This is a genomic window from Pseudomaricurvus alkylphenolicus (assembly GCF_011683955.1).
GTDB classification, from domain to species: Bacteria; Pseudomonadota; Gammaproteobacteria; order Pseudomonadales; family Cellvibrionaceae; genus Pseudomaricurvus; species Pseudomaricurvus alkylphenolicus.
Window position 1 is genome coordinate 394,581 of record NZ_JAAQPI010000005.1, and the last position, 22,613, is coordinate 417,193.

General features: G+C 54.0%; 17 protein-coding genes and 1 pseudogene. 14 read left to right on the forward strand and 4 right to left on the reverse strand.

The features are described 5' to 3' along the window. The first annotated feature begins 4 nt into the window (after positions 1-4). Genes yfcC through HBA55_RS15810 form a run of 3 tightly spaced genes read left to right on the forward strand, consistent with a single transcriptional unit; the run spans position 5 to position 3,970 of the window. Positions 5-1,486, forward strand: a complete 1,482-nt coding sequence (gene yfcC / locus HBA55_RS15800) for a putative basic amino acid antiporter YfcC (RefSeq protein WP_166993403.1) — start codon at positions 5-7, stop codon at positions 1,484-1,486. A 7-nt stretch (positions 1,487-1,493) separates the two neighbouring features. Next, positions 1,494-2,684: a beta-aspartyl-peptidase gene (gene iadA, locus HBA55_RS15805; protein WP_166993405.1), complete on the forward strand. Its 1,191-nt coding sequence runs from the start codon at positions 1,494-1,496 to the stop codon at positions 2,682-2,684. Further along, on the forward strand, positions 2,684-3,970 hold the full coding sequence (locus tag HBA55_RS15810; protein ID WP_166993407.1) for a cyanophycinase: 1,287 nt from the start codon (positions 2,684-2,686) through the stop codon (positions 3,968-3,970). The genes iadA and HBA55_RS15810 overlap by 1 nt, the downstream gene beginning before the upstream one ends. Positions 3,971-4,025: 55 nt before the next feature. On the opposite strand, the gene pepD is transcribed toward HBA55_RS15810, so the two are convergent. Next, entirely contained in the window at positions 4,026-5,483 is a 1,458-nt protein-coding gene (pepD, locus tag HBA55_RS15815; RefSeq protein WP_166993409.1) for a beta-Ala-His dipeptidase, read from the reverse strand. Between the two features lie 170 nt (positions 5,484-5,653). Between pepD and tdh the strand changes: the two genes are divergently transcribed. The 3 genes and pseudogenes from tdh (at position 5,654) to HBA55_RS37470 (ending at position 10,453) form a co-directional block, all read left to right on the forward strand. Then, on the forward strand, positions 5,654-6,682 hold the full coding sequence (gene tdh / locus HBA55_RS15820) for an L-threonine 3-dehydrogenase (protein WP_166993411.1): 1,029 nt from the start codon (positions 5,654-5,656) through the stop codon (positions 6,680-6,682). A gap of 56 nt (positions 6,683-6,738) precedes the next feature. Beyond that, positions 6,739-7,929, forward strand: a complete 1,191-nt coding sequence (locus HBA55_RS15825; RefSeq protein WP_166993413.1) for a glycine C-acetyltransferase — start codon at positions 6,739-6,741, stop codon at positions 7,927-7,929. A gap of 232 nt (positions 7,930-8,161) precedes the next feature. After that, positions 8,162-10,453, forward strand: a pseudogene (locus tag HBA55_RS37470) (penicillin acylase family protein). On the opposite strand, the gene HBA55_RS15840 reads toward HBA55_RS37470, so the two are convergent. Then, positions 10,443-11,393, reverse strand: a complete 951-nt coding sequence (locus HBA55_RS15840; RefSeq protein WP_166993417.1) for a LysR family transcriptional regulator — start codon at positions 11,391-11,393, stop codon at positions 10,443-10,445. The pseudogene HBA55_RS37470 and the gene HBA55_RS15840 overlap by 11 nt on opposite strands. 145 nt (positions 11,394-11,538) lie before the next feature. On the opposite strand from HBA55_RS15840, the gene speB reads away from it, so the two are divergent. Next, positions 11,539-12,555, forward strand: a complete 1,017-nt coding sequence (gene speB, locus HBA55_RS15845; RefSeq protein ID WP_206019817.1) for an agmatinase — start codon at positions 11,539-11,541, stop codon at positions 12,553-12,555. Here the strand turns inward: speB and HBA55_RS15850 are convergent. After that, positions 12,536-14,113 (reverse strand): bifunctional aminoglycoside phosphotransferase/ATP-binding protein, encoded by a 1,578-nt coding sequence (locus tag HBA55_RS15850; protein ID WP_166993419.1) that lies wholly within the window; start codon positions 14,111-14,113, stop codon positions 12,536-12,538. The two genes, speB and HBA55_RS15850, sit on opposite strands and share 20 nt — an antisense overlap. 120 nt (positions 14,114-14,233) lie before the next feature. On the opposite strand from HBA55_RS15850, the gene HBA55_RS15855 reads away from it, so the two are divergent. The 3 genes from HBA55_RS15855 (at position 14,234) to HBA55_RS15865 (ending at position 17,261) form a co-directional block, all read left to right on the forward strand. Beyond that, positions 14,234-14,494 carry a hypothetical protein gene (locus HBA55_RS15855; protein ID WP_166993421.1) on the forward strand — a complete coding sequence of 87 codons (261 nt, stop codon included), beginning with the start codon at positions 14,234-14,236 and terminating at the stop codon, positions 14,492-14,494. A gap of 221 nt (positions 14,495-14,715) precedes the next feature. Next, the gene (locus HBA55_RS15860) at positions 14,716-16,203 is read left to right on the forward strand and encodes an aldehyde dehydrogenase (RefSeq protein ID WP_166993423.1); all 1,488 of its coding nucleotides are present in this window, start codon (positions 14,716-14,718) and stop codon (positions 16,201-16,203) included. Between the two features lie 125 nt (positions 16,204-16,328). Beyond that, entirely contained in the window at positions 16,329-17,261 is a 933-nt protein-coding gene (locus tag HBA55_RS15865; protein ID WP_166993425.1) for a LysR family transcriptional regulator, read from the forward strand. A gap of 74 nt (positions 17,262-17,335) precedes the next feature. On the opposite strand, the gene HBA55_RS15870 is transcribed toward HBA55_RS15865, so the two are convergent. After that, the gene (locus HBA55_RS15870; protein ID WP_240946099.1) at positions 17,336-18,733 is read right to left on the reverse strand and encodes an aminotransferase; all 1,398 of its coding nucleotides are present in this window, start codon (positions 18,731-18,733) and stop codon (positions 17,336-17,338) included. Between the two features lie 270 nt (positions 18,734-19,003). On the opposite strand from HBA55_RS15870, the gene HBA55_RS15875 reads away from it, so the two are divergent. From HBA55_RS15875 to argE, 4 genes are read left to right on the forward strand one after another with little or no spacing between them, the layout of a single operon-like run. Continuing rightward, positions 19,004-20,275, forward strand: coding sequence for an NAD(P)-binding domain-containing protein (locus HBA55_RS15875; protein ID WP_166993429.1), 1,272 nt, complete (start codon positions 19,004-19,006; stop codon positions 20,273-20,275). Next, positions 20,275-20,685: a RidA family protein gene (locus HBA55_RS15880; RefSeq protein WP_166993431.1), complete on the forward strand. Its 411-nt coding sequence runs from the start codon at positions 20,275-20,277 to the stop codon at positions 20,683-20,685. The genes HBA55_RS15875 and HBA55_RS15880 overlap by 1 nt, the downstream gene beginning before the upstream one ends. A gap of 26 nt (positions 20,686-20,711) precedes the next feature. Then, entirely contained in the window at positions 20,712-21,392 is a 681-nt protein-coding gene (locus tag HBA55_RS15885) for a DUF1028 domain-containing protein (protein WP_166993433.1), read from the forward strand. Next, entirely contained in the window at positions 21,385-22,557 is a 1,173-nt protein-coding gene (argE, locus tag HBA55_RS15890; RefSeq protein WP_166993435.1) for an acetylornithine deacetylase, read from the forward strand. The genes HBA55_RS15885 and argE overlap by 8 nt, the downstream gene beginning before the upstream one ends. Positions 22,558-22,613: the final 56 nt, after the last annotated feature.

A 22,613-nucleotide genomic window follows, 5' to 3' on the forward strand; every position in this document is an offset into this window, starting at 1 on the left:
CAAAATGACAGACAGCAATCCAGCACTCACATCGCGCATGCCGGATACCTACCTGATACTTATCGGGGTGGCCCTGCTTGCCTTTGCGATGACTTACCTGATCACACCGGGCTCCTTTGGTCTGGTGGAACAGGTGCAGAGCAATGGCGAGGTTCGACAACTGCTGGACCCGGACAGTTTTACCCCGGCGCCAGACGGTCCGCAAGGGTTACCACTGTTCGCGGAAGGCGGAAAGATCGGCTTGCTCAATCTGCCCTTCGAAGGTCTGGTCTCCGGTGATAAATGGGGAGCGGCGATCGGGGTGTTTGCCTTTATCCTGATCACCGGCGGTGCCTTCGGTGTGATCCTGGCCACCGGTGCTGTGCACCGTGGCCTGCTGGCGTTGATCCATCGCAGTCGTTCACTGGATATCCTGGCCGTACCCGTGTTGTTTGTGGCGTTTTCCCTGGGCGGAGCCGTGTTCGGCATGGGCGAGGAAGTGATTCCCTTTGTTTTGATTGTGGTGCCGGTGTTTTTGGTGATGGGCTACGACAGCTTAACGGCTCTGCTGGTTACCTATGTAGCCACCCAGATCGGTTTCGCCTGTTCATGGATGAATCCGTTTTCGGTCAGTGTGGCACAAGGCATTGCGCAGTTGCCACTGATGTCCGGGCTTGGTTTTCGGGCAACCTTGTGGGTGCTGTTTACGGCTCTCGGTACCGGCTTTGCCGTTGTTTATGCCCTGCGTGTCAAGCGCGATCCTCAGAGATCCCTGACTTATCATTGTGATCAGCAAGTGAAACGGGAAAAGGCGTCGGCGTCTCACACTGGTCTCACCGTCGCCGATTGGGGAGTGCTCTTGACTTTGTTCAGTGGTATTGCCTGGATGGTCTGGGGCGTTACCCAGAGAGGCTATTATCTGCCGGAAATCGCCAGTCAGTTTTTTACCATGGGTGTGGTGGCTGCGGTTATCGGTTGCTGCGGGCGCCTTGACGGTATGACTGCCAACGGTGCAGTCGAGGCTTTTCGCCATGGTGCCGCGCAGTTATTACCGGCAGCGCTGGTGGTGGCTTTTGCCAAAGGCATAGTGCTGGTGCTTGGTGGTGCCGGGCCGGGTCAACCCAGTGTGCTTAATACGCTCCTGCATCATGCCTCCCAGTCTCTCTCGGGGTTACCGGAGATGGTGGCGGCCTGCGCCATGTTCCTATTTCAGAGTGTGTTTAACTTCTTTGTCACTTCCGGCTCGGGGCAGGCGGCGTTGACCATGCCCATTATGGCTCCGCTGTCAGATCTGATTGGTGTCAGCAGACAGGTAGCGGTTCTCGCTTTTCAGTTGGGTGACGGCTTTACCAATATCATCGTACCCACTTCCGCTGCGCTGATGGGTTGCCTGGGAGCAGCTCGCGTAGACTGGGGAGTCTGGATTCGGTTTATGGCCTGGCCGATTGCGGCAATATTCTTGCTTTCCTGCGCCGTCATGGCGGTGGCTGTAGTGATTCAATTTTAGGTGTTTCATGTTAACTCTTATTAAAAATGCGCAGTTGTTTGCGCCCCGCAATCTTGGGGAGTGCGATCTGCTGGTGGCCGATGGGCGTATTGCACTGATCGAACGGCATATTGATATCGGCGGAGCGTCTTTGCCATTAAAAGTGATCGATGCAAAGGGAAAACTGTTGGTTCCCGGCTACGTTGATACTCTGGTACACATCACCGGTGGTGGTGGCGAAGGCGGCTTTAACAGCCGCACACCGGAGCTGACCCTTGCTGAAGCGGTCGGGGCAGGTGTCACCACACTGGTGGGCGCACTTGGTACCGACGCCGATACTCGCTCTATCGAGGATTTGTTCGGCAAGACCAAGGCGCTCACTGAAGATGGGCTGTCCTGCTATATGTATACCGGCTCCTACGAGGTTCCAGTCAGGACCCTGACCGGAAACGTTCGCAGTGACCTGATCTTTCTGGACCCGGTGATTGGCGTAGGAGAGATCGCCATTGCCGATCATCGAGGATCGCAACCCACTGTTCAGGAGCTGGCTCGAATCGCATCGGACGCCAACGTCGGGGGTATGATTTCCGGCAAATCCGGTATTGTGATGATCCATGTGGGAGCTGGCAGGGAACAACTGGAATTACTGCATCAAGTACATCGGGATTTCGAGCTGCGTCTGTCTCTGTTTTATCCCACCCATATCAATCGCAGTCGCGCCTTGCTGGAGGCCGGTATTGAGTTTGCACGCAAAGGTGGCAGCATCGATTTTACGGCATCCACCACGGAGCATATTCTGGCGATGGGTGAGCTGCGGGCAAGCGAGGCGCTGGCACTGGCACTGGAAGCAGGCGTATCGGAAAACCAAATCACCATTTCCTCCGATGCCCAGGGTTCACTGCCGCATTTCGACCAAGCCGGACGACTCGACGGGCTGGAGATTGGTCGCATTGGCTCCTTGCACGAGGAATGGACCAGAGCGGTGCGGGAGCATCAAGTATCTTTCAGCACCGCACTGGCGACCGTCACCCGTAACCCCGCCAAAGTGACCGGATTACACCGTAAAGGCGAAATCGCTGTAGGTAAGGATGCCGACTTTAATTTGCTGGAGCCCGATAGCCTGACTATCGATAGCGTTATGTGTCGGGGGCGGTGGCTACAGCACAATGGCAAACGCGTCGCCAAAACCGCGTTTGAACATGTGGAGGTAGAAGCCTGATGTATCGATTTACAGTGCGATTGAGAGCTTTGTGTCTGTTGTTAGTATTAAGCTGGTCAGCTGGTTTACTGGCAGCGCCGGGGAAGTTGTTGATTGTCGGTGGAGCCCTCAGCGAAGAGACCGCGGATATACATAGAGCACTCCTGCAAGCCCAACCCGGTGAGTTACCGAAAATCGCCATTGTGCCCCTGGCGTCCTCCAGCCCGGTACAAAGCGCTGACAAGTTTCGCCGCTCACTCATTCGCTATGGCGCCCGTGCCGAACAGATTATGGTACTGCCGTTGGCGGTAAAAGATGATCGATCAACGGAGTATGACGAGCGCAACTGGCGTGCAAACGCCGATAAAGAGGCTCTTGCTTCCATTCTGGAGCAAGTAGGCGCCTTCTGGTTTGTCGGTGGTGATCAGATGCGTATTATTGAAACCCTGTTGCCGGAGGCCGACAAACCCACTCCGGTGCTGCGAGCGATTCGTGAACAGCTCAATCGCGGTGCGGTTATCGGTGGCACCAGCGCCGGGGCAGCCATGATGAGTCACACCATGATTACCGCTGGAGACAGTTATAATGCGCTGATCAAACCGTCGGCTGATCGCTACGCAGGCACCGAAACCCAGGAACAAGGGCAGCTACACCTGCACCATGGGCTTGGTTTTTTTGCGCCGGGTATTATCGACCAGCATTTCGATCGCAAGGCCCGCTTGGGTCGACTGGTCAAGGCCATGCATGACAGCGGTGAATCGACTGGAATTGGAATCGATGAAGACACCGGCATTCTGGTGGACTTGCAACAGCAACAGCTAACCGTGCTCGGCAGTGGCAGTGTGACTTTGTTGAACACCAGCTCCAGTCGCTTTGAGCAACGGCCGTTTCAGGCACGAGATGTCAGACTCAGTTTGCTGGCGGCGGGAGACCGATTTGATTTGCACAAATGGCAAGTCAGTCATTTAAACGGCAAGCCAACGGTGGGTAATGAGTACGCCGATGAGCCGCCGTTACAGGGCGCGGGCCCGGCCTTGGCCAATGGCCGCATCAATCATCTGCTGGGCTATCAGTTACTGGACAACGCCGGCGCCGATGAGATACGTCGCTATACCTTTACCGAGCAGGGTGGAGGATTTGTTTACCGTTTTCGTCAGCTGGGCGACAGTCAGGGTTATTGGTCGGCGGATAATGGCTCAGTGGATCGTTACAGTATAATCGATCTACGGTTTGATATTGAGCCGGTAAAAATCCGTATTGGCAGTCAGGTGACCGATATAGGTCATCGCCAGCAGGCCAGACATTAAAACACAGGGGCATTGGCCTGTCGGACATTTGATACCATCCGACAGGCCACCATTATTAGAAGCTTTTCAAGACGTCCTGCAATAGTTGCCAGAACGGCTCTACGGTTTCAATTTCCAAGCGCTCGGACGGAGAATGAGCGCCGCGAATCGTAGGCCCAAAGGAAATTGCGTGTGTGCCGGGCATTTTGTCAATCAAAATGCCGCATTCCAAGCCTGCATGAATGGCCTTAACAGCGGGAGTTTCTCCATAACGTTCCCGATAACATTGCTTGACCCGATCCAGCAGAGGATTGGAAAAGTCCGGTAGCCAGGAGGGGTAACTGCTGCCCTCCTCAATCTCCAGATCAAAGGCCTCTGCCGTGGATAACAGGGTCTGGGTTAGTCCCTCTGCTTCACAGGCATTAAAAAAACGCAGGCTGGTTTCCACCTCCAGACCGTCTTTATTGATTTGTGCACGAGCCAGGTTAACGCTGAGATCCACCAGGTCGGCTGGCTGGTCGGCATTGTACGTCAGTGCACCGTGCGGTAACGCCAGCAGTAATTGGCGTACACGGCGGTGATCACCGGCTTCCAAAACCTGATCCAGATCACAGGGCTCCAGAGTTACGGTCAGATTCTGGTCCGCTTCCGGGAGATAGCTCTGCCACCGCTGCAGCAGGATCTGCGTTAACTCTTGTAGTTGAGTCTGAGCTTCGCTCGGGCAGGCTAGATGACAGGTAAGGGCACGGGGAATAACATTGTGGGCTACACCTGCGTTCAGATCGCCGAGACGTACGCCAAATTCTTCGGCCGTGTAGAGCCACTGCGCCGCCAGTTTGATGGCGTTGCCCAATTGCTGATGAATCTGAATTCCCGAATGGCCTCCAGACAAACCATTGATGTTGAGTTTAAGGCCCAGGTAGCCCGCAGGCAGAGATTCCCGTTGAAGCGCTTTGCGGAAACGCCAGTCTCGACCCCCGGCGCAACCGATAAAGATCTCGCCCCAGTCCTCTGTATCCAGGTTCAACATCACTTTGCCGGTAAGCAGTGACGCATCCAGATTCAGAGCCCCACCCAGCCCGGTCTCCTCGTCTACCGTAAACAGGAGTTCCAGTGGTGGGTGCTCTACCTCGGGGTCGGTCATTACCGCAAGCGCTGCGGCACACCCTAAACCATTGTCGGCACCCAGGGTGGTGCGATCCGCCTTGAGCCATCCATCCTTAACCTGCAACTGCAAAGGATCAGTAGCAAAGTTGTGATCTTTGTCGTCGGTTTTGACGGTCACCATATCAACGTGGTTCTGAATAACCACCACGGGACGGTCCTCGCGGCCCGGCGTAGCCGGTACACGAATCACGATATTGCCGATGTCGTCCTGTGCCCACTGCAAGTCATGTTGTTGGGCTTGCTCAATCAGATAGGCCCGTATCTGCTGTTCCTGCTTGGAAGGGCGAGGTCTCTGGGTGAATTGGTAGAAGTGCTCCCAGAGGTGGGCTGGGGCGGTGGGGTAGTTATCCGGTTTCGTCTGAGTCATGGCCTTGGGGGCTTTCCTCTGTAAGGGCAGGTGGCATAAAAAGGGTCCATTATAAAAGATTATTTTCTTGCATCAAGGAATAGTTACATCTACTATGCTGGAATTCTTTCCGATATCCAGTGTATTCAGATTGGTATTTAAACAATTCTATAGCCAAAAGAGGTAGATATATGAAGGCGTTGGTCAAGCAGCATGCCGATACGGGGCTTTGGTTACAGGAGGTACCCGTACCGGAGATGGGCATCAATGATGTCCTGATCAAAGTCAAGCGTACCGCTATCTGTGGCACCGATATGCATATCTACAACTGGGACAGTTGGGCCCGGAAGACCATCCCTGTGCCCATGACTATTGGTCACGAATTTGTCGGCGAGATTGTTGACGTAGGTTCCAATGTGAATGACTTCAGACCAGGGCAGTTGGTGTCGGGAGAGGGCCATGTGGTCTGTGGTCGCTGCCGCAACTGTCTGGCGGGCCGCCGTCACCTCTGTGCCCACACCAGCGGTATCGGCGTTGATCGCCCCGGAGCTTTCGCAGAGTATCTGGTGTTGCCCATGTCCAACGTCTGGGAACACCGGCCGGGTATCGATCTGGATGTCGCGGCGCTGTTTGATCCCCTTGGCAATGCCGTTCACACCGCTCTGCAATACGATCTGCTGGGGGAGGATGTGTTGATTACGGGAGCCGGTCCCATAGGCGCAATGGCGGCAGCAGTGTGTCGGCACGCCGGTGCCCGCCATGTGGTCATCACCGATATCAATCCGCAGCGACTGGAACTGGCTGCCACCCTCGGTGCCACCCGAACGGTGGACGTTACGCGGGAGAGCATCGAAGATGTTCAAACACAACTGGGCATGAGCGAAGGCTTTGATATTGGTCTGGAAATGTCCGGCAATGCGTCCGCGTTTAAATCGCTGTTGGCCAATATGTGCCACGGCGGCAAGGTTTCCATCCTGGGAATTCCCGGAGACGATGTGGCCATCGACTGGAATACCGTCATATTTAATATGCTGACCCTCAAAGGCATCTACGGCCGGGAAATGTACGAAACCTGGTACAAGATGTCTGTGATGGTGGAGTCCGGCCTGGATATTTCACCGGTGATTACCCATCGTTTGTCCTATCGGGATTTTCAGCAGGGTTTTGAGGCCATGAACAACGGCGAGGCCAGTAAGGTTATTTTGGACTGGGAAAGTTGATTTTTCCATCCCATGCTTAACGCATTCTTTTCGATATTTATGTCAGGAGTAACACCGTGACCGATCAATTCCAGGAGTTTGTCTCCAGTGAACTGGCAGCCATTAAAAATGCCGGACTGCTCAAGGGCGAGCGGGAAATTACCACTCGTCAGAGCGCTCATGTAGAGGTGGCCAACAATGGCGATCTGCTGAACCTCTGTGCCAATAATTACCTCGGATTGGCCCAGCATCCGGCGGTTAACGCCGCCGCCAAAGAAGGGCTGGAGCGCTGGGGATATGGCATGGCGTCCGTGCGCTTTATTTGCGGTACGCAGACATTGCACAAACAATTAGAGAGCAAGCTGAGTGAGTTCCTGGGTACCGAAGATACCATTTTGTATCCCTCCTGCTTTGATGCCAATGGCGGCCTGTTTGAAACCCTGTTGGGCGCCGAGGACGCGGTGATTTCTGATGAACTCAATCATGCCAGCATTATCGATGGCGTTCGCCTCAGCAAGGCTCAACGTTTCCGCTATCGCAACAACGATATGGCAGACCTTGAGGCTCAACTCCAGGCGGCCGATACCGCCGGAGCCCGATTTAAACTGATCACCACCGATGGCGTTTTCTCCATGGACGGCTATATCGCCCGTCTGGACGAAATCTGCGACCTGGCTGACAAATACAACGCACTGGTTCACTTTGACGATTGCCACGCAACCGGCTTTATTGGTAACGGTGGCCGTGGTACCCACGAGCTGCGTGGCTGCATCGACCGGGTGGATATTATCACCGGAACACTGGGTAAAGCCCTGGGGGGCGGCAGTGGTGGTTATACCGCGGCCAGCGCCAGTGTGGTGGAATTACTACGCCAGCGTTCCCGCCCCTATTTGTTTTCCAATTCAGTGGCACCCACTATCGTTGCCGGCGCCATCAAGGCTCTGGAACTGGTCACCGGCAGCAGTGAGCTTCGTGATCGCCTCCACGATAACACCGCTTATTTTCGCGAGGGCCTGGAGAAACACGGCTTTGAATTATTGCCTGGTGAGCATCCCATCGTGCCGGTAATGCTGCACGATGCGAAACTGGCCGGGGAGTTTGCGGCCAATATGCTACAGCAGGGCGTTTATGTGGTCGCGTTTTCCTATCCGGTGGTGCCCAAGGGGCGGGCCCGGATCCGCACCCAGATGTCGGCGGCGTTGACTCGTGACGATCTGGATTTTGCCATAGAAGCTTTTGGCCGGGTGAAACAGTCCATGGGCATTTAAGCTCGACCTCACGGTCATCAATAATCGCCCGCAACGCTGTGATTTCGTTGCGGGGCGATTATACTCTCTGCTGATTCGATGCTTGATAAAGCACAAATAATAAGTTTGCAGAGACCAGCTCATGACCGTTTGGATGCGTCGTTTTCTTATTTTGATCCCCCAGGCGGCTCTGCTCATAGCCGTCGTGTTCTACTTCGCGTTTAAAGCCAGTCTGCCGGCCTTGGATGGGGAAATGCCCGTCGGCCAAAACCTGTCCGCCGCAGCGAGCATTTCCCGCGATGCCCTGGGCATTGCTACGATCGATGCCGACAACCGACTCGATGCCGCCTTTGCTCTGGGCTTTGCCCACGGCCAGGATCGCTTCTTCCAGATGGACATCCAACGTCGCTATGCTGCCGGTGAGATGTCTGCCTTATTGGGAGACAAAACACTGAAGCGGGATAAGTCCATGCGGCTTAACCAGTTCCGGCAACGAGCGCTGCAAACCCTGTCGCTGTTGACGGCTGACAGCCTTCAGTTATTGGAACACTATGTGGCCGGTGTTAACAGGGGGTTGAGTTCGCTCGGCAATTCACCTTGGGAATACCTGTTGCTAGGCCAGGAACCACAGCGCTGGCGCCCTGAAGACAGCCTGCTGGTGAGCGCCTTTATGTTCAGTCGCATGACAGCGCGAATTCCCCAGAATGAATATGCCCGTGAACTGCTGCTGCGCAGTGGCGGAGAGGAGCTGCTGAGCTTTCTGCAGCCCCCGGGGACCCAATGGGACACCGCCATTGACGGAACCACCATGGCGGCAAATGCAATTCCTGCAGCCGAGGTGTGGTCGCTCAGTGATACCTCGTCATTGGCTGAAGAGTTGGCGGCAACAACTTCTGCCGGTTTGCCCCCCATGATCGGCTCCAACAGCTGGGCCGTATCCCGCCTTATGAGCGAGCACGGTGGCGGGATTCTGGCCAACGATCCCCATTTGGGATTTAACCTGCCTCATATCTGGTATCGAGCCCAAATTAACTACAGGGATCAGAACCGACAAGCAGTGCAACTGAACGGTGTTTCTTTTCCGGGCTTGCCATCCATCGCCATTGGGACCAACGGCAAAGTGGCCTGGGGCATGACCAATTCAGCGGGAGATTGGGCGGATTTGATTGCGGTGGAGATAAAGGATGATCAGTATAAAACCGCCGACGGCTGGAAACCCCTGATCAGCCACGTGGAAATTATCGAAGTGGCGGGCGAGGAGCCCATCGAATGGGTAGTGCAGCGCACCGAGTGGGGGCCGGTTGTGGAATTCAACGGCGAAAAACTGGCGCATCGCTGGTTGGCCCATTTCCCGCAGGCGCTGGACGCTTTCGCCTTACTGTAGCTGGACAGTGCAAAAACGACGGCAGAGGCACTGGCACTGGGTCAACGCGCTGGCGTCAGCCCTTTTAATATGCTGGTGGCGGATGCGGCAGGGGATATCGGCTGGAGCTTGACCGGTCGCTTGCCGCAACGTGGCCAAACCCGGTCGGACCGGGTGATCTCCTGGCAGAATGCCGACGAAAGCTGGCAGGGCTGGCTGGCTCCCGAAGACTACCCGGTGCTGCAACAGCAGGATCGCCGTTATCTTTGGACGGCTAACAATCGCATTATCGGTGGCGACGATTTACAAAAAATTGGAGTGGGGCAATACGAGCTTGGCGCACGTGGCTGGTTGATTGAGCAAGACCTAAAGCAGATGCAGACCGTCGACGAACAGCAATTGATCAAGCCGGTGTTCAACAACAAGGCAGTGATGCTGGAGAGTTGGTATCACCATCTTAGCGATTTTCTCACTCAGTTACCGAATCCCGATGACGATCTCGATGAAGCCAAACAGGTATTGGATGGTTGGACGGGCAGAGCACAGACCGATGACGCCGCTTATACCCTGGTAAAAACCTACCGAAAACAATTTCGCAAACACCTTAATAACGCCCTGATTGCACGCATGCTGGAACAGGTAATCGTCAAACCACAAACCGATCTGGATAGGATCTGGCTCTTGAACCGACAAAGCGAGGGCGCATTGCTGCAACTTCGGGATCAGCACCCGGAACACTGGTTGCCCGCTGATATCGAATCCTGGAAATCCTGGCAGTTGGCGATGTTAAAGGCGGCTGTCGACGAGCTTAAGGAGCGACATGGAAACCTTGCCGACGCGCGCTGGGGAAGTGAAAACCGCCTGAAGATGCACCACCCGGTGGCAGCGGCTCTGCCAACGTTTTTGGCGCAACGATTGAATATGCGTGACGACGAACTGGCTGGTGATGCGGATATGCCTCTGGCTCAGCACCCCCATCAAGGGCAGTCTATGCGGTTTATTGTTGCGCCCGGCCGTGAGGAACAGGGATTGCTGACCATGCCCGGTGGGCAGAGCGGGCATCCGTTGTCACCCTTCTATAATAGTGGGCATGAAGACTGGATCGCGTTTAAACATACACCGTTACTGCCGGGTAAACCTATTCATCGGCTGAGGCTTAATCCCCAGAGTGTTAGCCCCTAGCCGCCGCTTCAGGCGCGCGGCTGGATTGCAGTAACAAGGTCCGAAAGCGTTCGACAATAGGGTTGTTCTGGGACTGGCGCCGGGTAATCAACTGGTAGGTATTGCTGTAACTAAAGCGCTCGGCGAACAGTTGGTATAGCTGATCACGCCACATGGGCAGGGCGGCTATTTGCTGGGGCAGATATCCTACATAACGCCCGCTGAGCAGCAGGGCCAATCGAGCCTCCTGTTGCAGCGCTGAAGCCTGTCGATTCCAGCGGTCGATGACCGGATTGACCTGCTGATCCGAGCGCATGATAGGAGACTCTACAAATTCACACTGGTTCAGGTGCTGCAAATTGGCAGCGTTCTCCTCACAGCCAAAAAGCGCATGGGCCCGACCGCAATAGAGTGCCATACGTTCTTCAAACAGAGGGTCGCAACGAAGATTGGCTGGAGGATGTGCACAAAGCGAAATGCCCATTTGAGTCTGGCCGCTGGCCACCGCCTGGGGGATGTCGTCAGCCGTCAAGCTGGCAAGATGCAGGCGAACACCCGGTGCTTCCTCTCCAAACAGCGCTATGACCTTGACCAGGGCATTACCCTCCGTCAGCAAAGTCTGCTCTGCAAAAGCAATATGCAGGTCTCCCAGCAAGGTGTCGTGCGCGGCATTGACCCGGCTGCGAAACTGCTCGAGTGCCCCTAACAGCTCTTCCGTGGCCTGGTAGACAACCTTGCCGTGCTCCGTCACGGAAAACCCGCCGCGACCGCGGTTGCACAGGCGCATATCCAGGCGCCCCTCCAGATCGCTCATATGGTTGGAAATGGTGGATGTAGCAATGTTGAGTTCGGTTTCTGCCGCCGAAAAGCCACCGCAATCGACCACGGTTTTAAAGATGCGCAACAATTTCAGATCAATATCCGCCAGCTGCCGGGAGAGAGGGGTTTTCTGCTTGCCCATTGGGGGCTTCCGCCTTTACTTAGACATTTGCAAAAGTATAGCGTCGGATAATTTTATTTAAAGCCAAAGTGAGCCCCGGTATAACAGGTAATTATCAGCAACACTGATCAATAACAGAACAATTGATGCCCAGAGGAGGCTCACCGTGGATTTGGACAAGCTCAATCGCCTGCGCGAAACCTATCAGGACAAAGATGGTTCCGAGTATATGACGGAAGACTTCCAGCATATTACGGAAAAAATGGCTAACCGCCCCCACAGCAAGAATAAGTCCTATTCGGGTGTGCCCACTTTTTTGGATCTGCCCCATCAGGAAGACTATACGGATCTGGATGTGGCCCTGATTGGCGTGCCAATGGATCTGGGGGTGACCAACCGCAGTGGCGCTCGCTTCGGGCCTCGTGCGTTGCGCACCATTGAGCGTATTGGTCCCTATAACCACGCACTGGACGAAATTCCTTCCGCCGTGTTGAAAGCCGCAGACGTCGGCGATGTGCCTCTGCGTACGCGCTTCGACCTGGGCAAAAGCCATGAAGATATCTACGAGTACTACCGGGGTGTGGTAGCGGCCGGCGTCAAGCCCCTTTCTGTGGGCGGCGATCATTCCATTACCCATCCGATCATGAAAGCCCTTGGAGCCGATCGTCCTGTCGCCATGCTCCACATCGATGCGCATACCGATACCGGCGGTCCCTACGACGGCGAAAAATTTCACCACGGTGGTCCCTTCCGCCAGGCAGTGTTGGATGGGGTGCTGGATCCGGATCATTGTGTTCAGATCGGTATTCGGGGCTCCGCCTGTATTAGCGGTGAATTTTCTTTTGACTCCGGCATGACAGTGATTCATGCGGAAGAAGTAGAGCAAATGGGTATCGACGCGGTGATTGCCAAGGCTCAGGAGGTATTGAAAGACCAGCCGGTGTATATCACCGTGGATGTGGACGGAATCGACCCCGCCTACACTCCAGGCACAGGCACCCCCGAAGTCGGCGGCATGACACCGTTGCAGGTGCAGATGATTATCCGCAGCCTGCAGGGCTTTAACATCATTGGCGGAGATGTGGTAGAAGTAGCGCCCCAGTACGACGCCACCACCAACACTGCCCAGGTGGGCGCTCAGATGCTGTTTGAAATTTTCAGCGTTATGTCGTTTGATCGCTAACGGTCAGACGATCCACTAACGCTTGCAGGTTCAAGGGGGCGGTGGTGTCAATCACAATGGCATCCTCGCGCTCTGACTGCGTCAGTGGCTCCTGGTGGGCCACCTGATCCAGCATCACTGCCGTAGTGGCTTCAGACGCATCGTTACCAGCCTGTTCTCGGGCGTCCAGACGACGGCGCAACTCCTCCTCACTCGCCTCGCAGGAAAGGATCACAAAGGGTTGACCCAATTGCTGTGCTTGAGCCTTAAATACCCCTCGCAGTTTTTCATGCAGGAAAGTAGCGTCCACAATGCAAGGCAGACCCGCTTCGCTGACAATTTGCATCAGAGTAGCAAGCTTCTCGAAAGTCTTGCGTGAAGCCTCGTTGGTATAAATACTCTTATCGCTTGCCTCATCGGGCCCCAGTTCGAATAAACGCTTGCGTTCCACATCGGATCGCAGTCGGATGGCACCCGTGGCGCTTGCAATCCGGGCAGCGACAGTGGATTTTCCGCTGCCGGAAACGCCATGGGTGATGGCGGCAAAAGTGACAACCGGCCGGGTGTATTCCAGCGCCAACCGGGCATACTTTTGGTAGGTGGCATAGCATTCCTGCTGCTGAATTTCCTGCGGTGAAAGGCTGGCCACGGCCAATAGAGTCACCTTGGCCCGAACCACAGCAAAGTATACTTTGTAGAAGTTGAGCAACTGCAGTGCCTGATAGTCGCCACTGTATTCCAGATAGGTATTCAGAACCCGATTAGCTGCCTCGGGCATGTTTCGGGCTTCCAGGTCCATCACCGTAAAGGCCAGTTCACAGGCCACATCTATGCGGCGAAAGCTGGTATTGAATTCGATACAGTCGAAAAACAGCACCTCGCCGTCTTCCATCTTCACCATATTGCCCAGGTGCAGGTCTCCGTGGCACTCCCGTACAAAACCATTGGCGTAGCGCTCGCCGATCAAGCCTTCCAGACGTTTAAAGTGCTCGGTGGACCATTGGTCCAGCTGCTGCAATACCTTTAGGTCAGGCTCATGGCAGAGCAAGGGACGGATCTGGTCGAAGTTCTGCTCAATGGGGTGCCAGACAGCGGCAGGGGTGCCGGGCTGTGGTTCAAAGTCTGTGCGAGGAGGCGGGGTATCGGCAATGGCTTGATGGAAAAGCGCCAAATTGCGGCCAATTGCGGCAAAGTCAGTATCCGGCAACTCACCGGCAGCAGCAAGCTTATCCAGGGTACGGTTGACGTCAAACTGCTTCATCTTAACCGCGTAATCGATGATTTCGCCTTTACCCCCAATGGAAATCTCACCATTGTTGTCATTAATGCTGACCACCTCCAGGTACAGCTCCGGGGCAAAGCGATGATTCAGCCTCAGCTCCTCCTCGCAGAAGAACTTGCGTTGCTCCAGAGTAGAAAAGTTGAGAAAACCAAAATCCATGGGTTTTTTGACTTTGTAGGCGTATTCACCGGTGAGCAACACCCAGGAAATGTGGGTTTGCAGCATCTCAACGGCGATAGCGGGGTGGGGGTAGACACTGGCCTGTTGCAGCGCCTCGATCATATGTGGGCTGTCCATAAGTCCTCGGATCAGAAAAAGCTATTTAATGCAGAAATATAACATAATTTACAAATATTGAGTCGGCCGTAAGAATCAAAGCCTTTGATTTTAAAAACAATTCCCTAAAGTGGCCGATCAATGTCTATAAAAAAGTTGCAATCCTACCTCAGCGCCGCGGCGCGTCTCAACACCAGTGGCAACGCTGATATTGACCATGCACGACTACTATTAAAGTCGGAACAATGGGGTCTTGCATTGCAGTCGATCCAAACAGGACTGAATAAAGGTCAGCTTGAACAGCCTGGTGAAGCTTACGAGTTGCTGGCGGAGGTTTATCGAAAGCTGGGCAAGGCTCATCTGGCTCAGCAGGCGCTCAGCGACCGGGCCCTTTGTCTGTAAAACCGTCTTGAAACCTGCTTTGAAAGCTGCCTTAAAGCTCCAGCATAGGAAAAGCTGATGCAAAACAAAGAATAATAAGATTTTAACTTTTCCCTGACCTGGCCCAGTCTTATGGCTGGCGTGGTGATTTAACTAAATTGACTATCGGCTTCATTAACTTTCTTTTTTGCTTCAGGACTTTAACAACGTAAATTTACGTAGTACGGGAGATATTCAAGACGATGAAAACCTATCAGCAGTGGCAGGAAATGGCACTAAACCTGACCTTGCCCAATCAGGCCTATATCGACGGCAGGTTTGTCGATGCGGTTGGCGGTGCCCAATTTGACACGGTTAATCCTGCCACCGGAAAGGTGATCACATCGGTTGCTGCTTGTGACGAACGGGATGTGGATATCGCCGTTACGTCCGCTCGAAAGGCCTATGACAGTGGAGTCTGGTCTCGTATGGCGCCCGCTGACCGTAAAACGGTGCTTTGCCGCCTTGCTGATCTGGTATCCGAACATGGGGAAGAGCTCGCATTGATGGATAGCCTGGACATGGGCAAACCCATCAGCGATGCGTTCAATCTGGATGTGCCGGGCTCTGCAGCCTGCATCCGCTGGTTTGGTGAGGCCATAGACAAGATCTATGGAGAAGTGGCGCCAACAGGAGGCGGCGCCCTGGCAACGGTGACCCGCGAACCCCTTGGGGTGATTGCAGCGGTGGTGCCATGGAACTATCCGCTGGATATGGCCGCCTGGAAGCTGGCACCGGCCCTGGCCGCGGGCAATAGCGTGGTCCTGAAACCCGCGGAACAATCGCCCCTGTCCGCGTTGCGCCTGGCGCAGCTGGCCACTGAAGCGGGGATTCCGGACGGTGTTTTCAATGTGGTGACGGGTGATGGACCCGGGCCGGGCCAGGCTTTGGGGCTGCATATGGACGTCGACTGCGTGACCTTTACCGGTTCAACCTCCGTTGGCAAGCGCTTTATGAGCTACGCCGCCGAATCCAATTTGAAGCAGGTATGGCTGGAGTGCGGAGGTAAGAGCCCAAATCTGGTATTCGAAGACGCCGATTTGGACCTTGCGGTGGATTTTGCCATCACTGGTTGTTTCTTTAATCAGGGCGAGGTCTGCACAGCAAACTCACGTCTGCTGCTGCAGAGCAGTATTAAAGAGCAGTTTGTGGAAAAACTGCTGGCGCGCCTGGGCAGTCGCCAGCCGGCGGATCCATTGGATCCAGACACCCAGATGGGAGCCCTGGTAGATGCACAGCACACTGAAAATGTACTCACCTATATTCGCAAGGGTCAGGAAGAGGGTGCACAACTGCTCTGCGGCGGCGAAAAGGTAGAGGTGAATGGTGCGGGCAGCTATATCGCTCCAACGGTTTTTGACCAAGTAACCGAAGATATGACTATTGCCCGGGAGGAAATTTTCGGACCGGTGCTAAGCATACTCACCTTTGAGAATGAAGATGAAGCAATCCGCATGGCCAACGGCACTATTTACGGCCTGGCAGCTTCGGTATGGACCGAAAATGTGAATCGGGCCTATCGCGTGTCTCAGCGGCTTAACGTAGGCACTGTTTCTATCAACACCGTGGACGCTTTCAGTGTGATGACGCCCTTTGGCGGCACCAAGCAGTCGGGTTTTGGTCGCGACTTGAGCCTACACGCACTGGACAAGTTTTCAAACCTGAAGACCACCTGGTTGGCACTGCGTTAGCGGAGCCGGATCAAGGCCCGTGTGAGTTAATAAAAAGCATTGGAGAGCAGGGGGTACTCCCTGCTTTTTTTTGCCTCCTGCATTAACAAAACCTATTCTATAAACATAAGACCCAGGAATTTACGATGCGATATACTCTGAAACAGCTGCGCTACTGCCTTGCGGCCGCCCAATCCAATAGTGTCACGCGGGCGGCTGAACAGATGAACGTGTCCCAACCCTCGATTTCGGCGGCCATCTCGCACCTGGAAGATACTTTTAATATCCAGATCTTTATTCGCCATCACGCCCAGGGCCTCTCGTTAACCCCGGCGGGGCGTCGGTTGATCCAGGAAGCAACACGCTTTATGAATCAGGCCGAGAGCCTGGAGTCTTACGCCAAAGAGCTGGGCGACTCGGTCACGGGAAATCTGGATGTGGGCTGCATCAGTACCGTGGCGGCTATCGCCATGCCTAATCTGATGCGGACCTTCTATTTTAAGTTCCCCGGTGCATCCATCAATTGCCTCGACGGCAATCAGGAGCAATTGTTTGAAGGCTTGCAGGATGGACGTTTTGAGCTGGCCATGACCTATGATCTTCAACTGGATAACTGTTACCGGTTTGAACCCTTGGTACAATTGCCAGCCTACGCGATTTTGCCATTGGATCACCCGTTGGCTGAGTCTGAGCAGCTGTCTCTGACGGAGCTGGCGGGCCACCCAATGGTGATGTTGGATTTACCCCTGAGCCGCGAATACTTCCGTTCGCTGTTTTTGAGCGTTGGCAAAGAACCGAAGATTGCCTACCGGGCAAAATCCCTGGAGATGGTGCGAAGTCTGGTGGGAAATGGTTTCGGTTATTCGTTGGCAAATGTGCATCTGCACCATTCCATGGCCCGTCAGGAAAGTTATGCCGGGGTATCAGCGGTGGACGGTACCCGCTACCGTAGTATCCCACTGAGCGATGAATTGCTGCCACTGCGATTCGGGATGATTATGCTGAAGGACGTGCAGTTAACCCGATTGGCCGATTGTTTTGCGGACTATTGTCGAGGTTACTGGAAAGATCAACATTAATAAAAAGGGGGCAGGGACCTGAAATCGCCTGCCCGAAAGGGTACCCGACTATTGGCTTACACTGAAGAGCCGATTTAAGGCGTCCAGAGACCTTCTTCTTTGAGATCTGCCATGGTCGCTACAATGCTCTCGCGCAGTATGCTTGCCAAAGTATCGACCTGATCACGACTCATAATCAGAGGCGGAGACAAGACATTCATATGAGCCAGTGGCCTGACGATCAAGCCCCGTGCCTGACAATGGTCGGCGATGCGGTTGCCTACTTTGGCTTCCGCCGGAAGCAGCTCCTTGGTTTCTTTATTGGCAACGTTTTCCAAACAAATCATAAATTTACGACCGCGAACCTGTCCCACAATTGGCAGGTCGGACAATTCGCGAATCTTCTGCTCAAAGTAATCGCCGACATCCTGAACGTGTTCGCAAAGGTTTTCCTGTTCAATGATTTCGATATTCTTGAGTGCGGCCGCACAAGACACAGGATGACCGGAGTAGGTGAATCCATGGGTAAACAGGGCACCTTCTTCTTGAGGCACACTGATCACGTCATAAATCTTATCGGACAGAATCGTTGCCCCCAGTGGCACGTAACCCGACGTTAAACCTTTGGCGCAGGTAATCATATCAGGCACGATGCCAAACTCGTCTTCCGAAGCAAAGAAGTGGCCCAGACGGCCGAACGCGGTAACCACTTCGTCGGACACATAAAGCACATCGTACTTGCGACAAACCTCCAGGGTACGGCGATGATAACCTTCGGGCGGCACAATAACACCGCCGGCGCCGAGAATCGGTTCAGCAAAGAACAGAGCGACGTTATCCGGACCCAATTCCACAATCTTGTCTTCGAGTTCCTGCACCAGCTGATCACAGAACTCCGCCTCAGTCATGCCTTGCGGCCGGCGATAGGGATTGGGGCAGGAGATGTTGTGTACCAGGTCTTCGTGGATGTCGAACCCAATATGGTCGAACTTTACACCGGTGATCGACATGGCCATATAGGTACTGCCATGGTAGCCATCAATACGAGAGATGATTTTTTTCTTGTTCTTTTTGCCCAGCTGATTGAAATAAAAGTGCGCGATACGAACTGCGGTATCGTTGGCTACGGAGCCGCCGCAACCATAGAACACATGATTGAGGTTGCCCGGGGCCAACTGTGCCAGTTTGGCGGAAAGCTCTGCCGCAGGGGGAGTGGTATGGTGACCAAAGCAAGAGTAATAGCACATTTCCTTGGCCTGCTCAGCCATGGCTTCGGCGATTTCGGTACGACCATAGCCGATATTCACACACCAAAGGCCGCCTATGCCGTCCAGATAACGGTTACCGTCAGAGTCGGTTACGTAAATATTATCGGACTCGGCTACAACCAGGGAACCCTCTTCATGAAAAGTGGAAAAATCCGTCCAGGGGTGAATATAGTGATCCTTATCCTTCTGGCGCAAGTCCTGGGTGTCGTATTTTTGCTCTGTCAATTTCGATTGCTCCTGGGTTGATGTCAACAGTCTCGACCATGCTCCTCCAAATGCGGCAAAAAGAAAATATGGTTTTCTTCCCTTCTGCATCAAAAAAACTGAACCAACAACCATCATTACTTTTTTTGATGCAGATCCCATAAATATAATATTTAACAAAAGCAGACCGCCTCTCTAAGCTGGACCCATCTCGAACATCTTCATGATCAGCAACCCTGACAACCTGCAGGCTCACTGATCAGTACCACAAAACCAAAAGAGGACTCCAACGTGACCGTTGAAAAAACCGATACGCTGGTTATAGGCGCCGGCCAAGCCGGTGTGGCCATGAGCGAACACCTGAGCAACCTTGATGTACCCCACATTGTTCTGGAGCGCAATCGTATCGCAGAACGCTGGCGTTCCGAGCGCTGGGATTCACTGGTCGCCAATGGTCCGGCCTGGCATGACCGTTTTCCCGGCATGGAATTTGACGACGTCGACCCTGACGCTTTCGCGGCAAAGGATCGAATCGCTGACTACTTTGTCGCCTATGCTGAGAAATTCAACGCACCCATTCGCACCGGTGTCGAAGTGAAGAGCGTCAAGCGTAACTCAGACCGTGCCGGTTTCACCGTTGAAACGTCTGCGGGAACCATAGAAGCCAATCGCGTGGTGGCGGCAACCGGCCCATTCCAAAAGCCGGTGATTCCTGCTATCGCGCCAGACAACAGCAAAATTACACAGATTCACTCGGCACAGTACCGCAACCCGGAACAGCTGCCGGAAGGTGGCGTACTTGTGGTTGGAGCGGGATCGTCGGGGGTACAGATAGCCGACGAATTGCAGCGCGCCGGTAAACAGGTATTCCTGTCGGTAGGTCCACATGACCGTCCACCACGGGCCTACCGCAACCGTGACTTTTGCTGGTGGTTAGGCGTTCTGGGTGAGTGGGATGCGGAAGCTATGAAGCCCGGTACCGAACACGTCACCATTGCAGTCAGCGGCGCCCATGGTGGAAACACAGTGGACTTTCGGCGCCTGGCCCATCAGGGCATTACTCTGGTCGGCCGGACCAGTGGTTTCGACAATGGCGTAGTGGGTTTTGATGGCGATCTGGCGGAAAATATCGCCAATGGCGATGAAAACTACCTGGCGCTGTTGGATGCGGCCGATGCGTATATCGAACGCAACAATCTTGATCTGCCAGAAGAGCCTGAGGCACGTGAAAAATTATCTGACCCGGATTGTGTCACCAATCCCATTTCGGAGCTGAATCTGGCGCAAGCGGGTATTACTTCTATTGTCTGGGCGACGGGGTTCTCCGTTGACTACAGCTGGTTACAGGTCAACGCCTTTGACGAAAACGGCAAGCCTGCTCACCAGCGTGGGGTCTCCACAGAGCCTGGCGTTTACTTTGTCGGCTTACCCTGGTTGTCCCGTCGCGGTTCCACCTTTATCTGGGGAGTGTGGCACGACGCCAAGCATATTGCTGACCATATCGCGACCCAACGAAAGTACCTGGCTTATCGCGATGCCACTCAGCGAACAGGAGAAGCTTGATGCCCACGCACACGCGAATCCGAATGTTCAACACCAAAGAAACCTACCCTAACCAGAGCTTGGACAACGACCTGTGCCAGGCAGTACGAGCCGGGAACACCGTATATGTACGAGGCCAGGTGGGTACGGACTTCGAGGGGCAACTGGTGGGGTTGGGAGACCCTGCCGCCCAGGCGGAGCAGGCTATGAAGAATGTTAAACAACTGTTGGAGGAGTCAGGCAGTGACCTGAGCCATATCGTCAAGACCACAACGTTTATTACAGATCCCCGTTTTCGCGAACCGGTTTACCGTGAGGTAGGGAAGTGGCTGAAAGGCGTATTCCCGATCTCAACCGGCTTGGTGGTCTCTGCTCTGGCCCAGCCGGAGTGGTTAATGGAAATTGACGTGATTGCAGTAATACCGGAGTAATCCGGTATTACTTTTGGAGCTTTATTATGACCTTTTCTATTGCAGCACGCTGCCCTGATTCCGGTCTGTTGGGTATTGCCGTCACTTCTTCCAGCATTTGCGTCGCCAGTCGTTGCGGATTTGCCAGAGCGGGTGCTGGTGCCGCTCTGAGTCAGAACATTACTGACCCTCAATTAGGCACTGAACTTCTATCACTTTGCAGCCGCGGTTTAGAGGCACCGGCCGCTCTGGACCAGCTCTGCTCACAGGCAAAAGACATACAGTGGCGTCAGCTGGCGCTGGTGGATATGCAGGGTAATACGGCCCACTTCAGTGGTGATCAGGTACTAGGGATACATGGCTCGGCTTCGGGTCCGGCCTGTGTTTCTGTAGGCAATCTGCTAGAACACGCCGAGGTACCGAACGCGGTCATTGAGGGTTTTCAAAAAGCGACAGGACACTTTGCTTCGAGATTGATTGCCGGATTGGAAGCGGGGTTGGCGTCAGGAGGGGAAGCCGGTCCCATTCACTCCGCGGGTGTCATGGTGGTGGATAAGCTATCCTGGCCAGTTGTGGACTTGCGAGTGGACTGGGAAGAACAGGCCGATCAGGCAATTGGCCGCTTGAGAAGCGTCTGGCAGGAGTACGAACCGCAACTGCAGGCGTATGTCGTGCGAGCTCTCGATCCCGCCAATTCCCAGTCTTACGGAGTTCCTGGTGATGAGTAGAGCCGACAGCATTTCGCTGCTGCAACAACTGGTTGCCTTTGACACCACCAGTCATCTTTCCAATTTGGCCCTGATTGATTTTATCGTTGATTACCTCAAGGGTTTCGGTGTAGAGAGTCAACGAGTATTTAGTGAAAACAAGTCCAAGGCAAACCTATACGCGACCATCGGTCCTAAAGACATTCCCGGCGTCATGCTGTCTGGCCATACTGACGTGGTCCCGGTAAAAGGGCAGTCCTGGGATACCAATCCTTTTACGGTAGTGGAAAAGGACGGAGCTTTGTTCGGCCGCGGTACTGCCGATATGAAGGGCTTTATCGCTGTGGTGTTATCGCGGGTTCCGCAGATGGTTGAAGCGGATCTGAAGACACCGATTCATCTGGCGTTTTCTTACGACGAGGAAATTGGGTGTGTCGGTGTACGACGCCTGCTGCATATGATGGAAGGCTTGCCGGTAAAACCGGCGATGTGCATTATCGGTGAACCCACCGAGATGTCTGTCGGAGTGGCTCACAAGGGCAAAATTGCGGCTCGGGTGAAGGTGCGGGGAGTGGAGTCTCATTCGAGCTTGCCCCAAAATGGCGTTAATGCCATTGAATACGCGGCGGAACTCATCGCCTATATTCGACGTTACGCTCGTCAACTGGCGCAAAAGGGACCTTTTGATTCCAGTTTTGAGACACCCTATAGCACACTGCAGACTGGAGTTATCCAGGGTGGTTCGGCGGTTAATATTGTTCCCAATTCTTGCGAATTTGATTTCGAGATACGCAATATACCTTTGCAGAATATTGAAGAGCTCTTTCATAAAGTTGAGGCCTTTGCCCGCGACGAACTTCAACCGACCATGCGATCGGAACACAAACAATCTGGGATCACCATCGAAAGGTTATCGAGCTATCCAGGCCTGTTAACACCTGCAAACGCGGAAATTGTAAGGTTTGTGAAAAAACTGGCGAATCAGGACAAAGTTGGGACTATCGCTTTTGGAACAGAAGGCGGGTTATTTAGCGAGACGCTGGGGATACCAACAGTAGTCTGCGGACCGGGCAGCATAGTTCAAGCCCACAAGCCCAATGAGTACATCAGAGTTCCACAACTAAGGAGGGCAGAACAGATGATTGACAGACTGATCAGCTCACTCTCTATTGATGAAAATGCATAATTAAAAAAAGCGATGCAGTAAGAATAAAAATACGAATTTACACCCGCTCGCTGCGG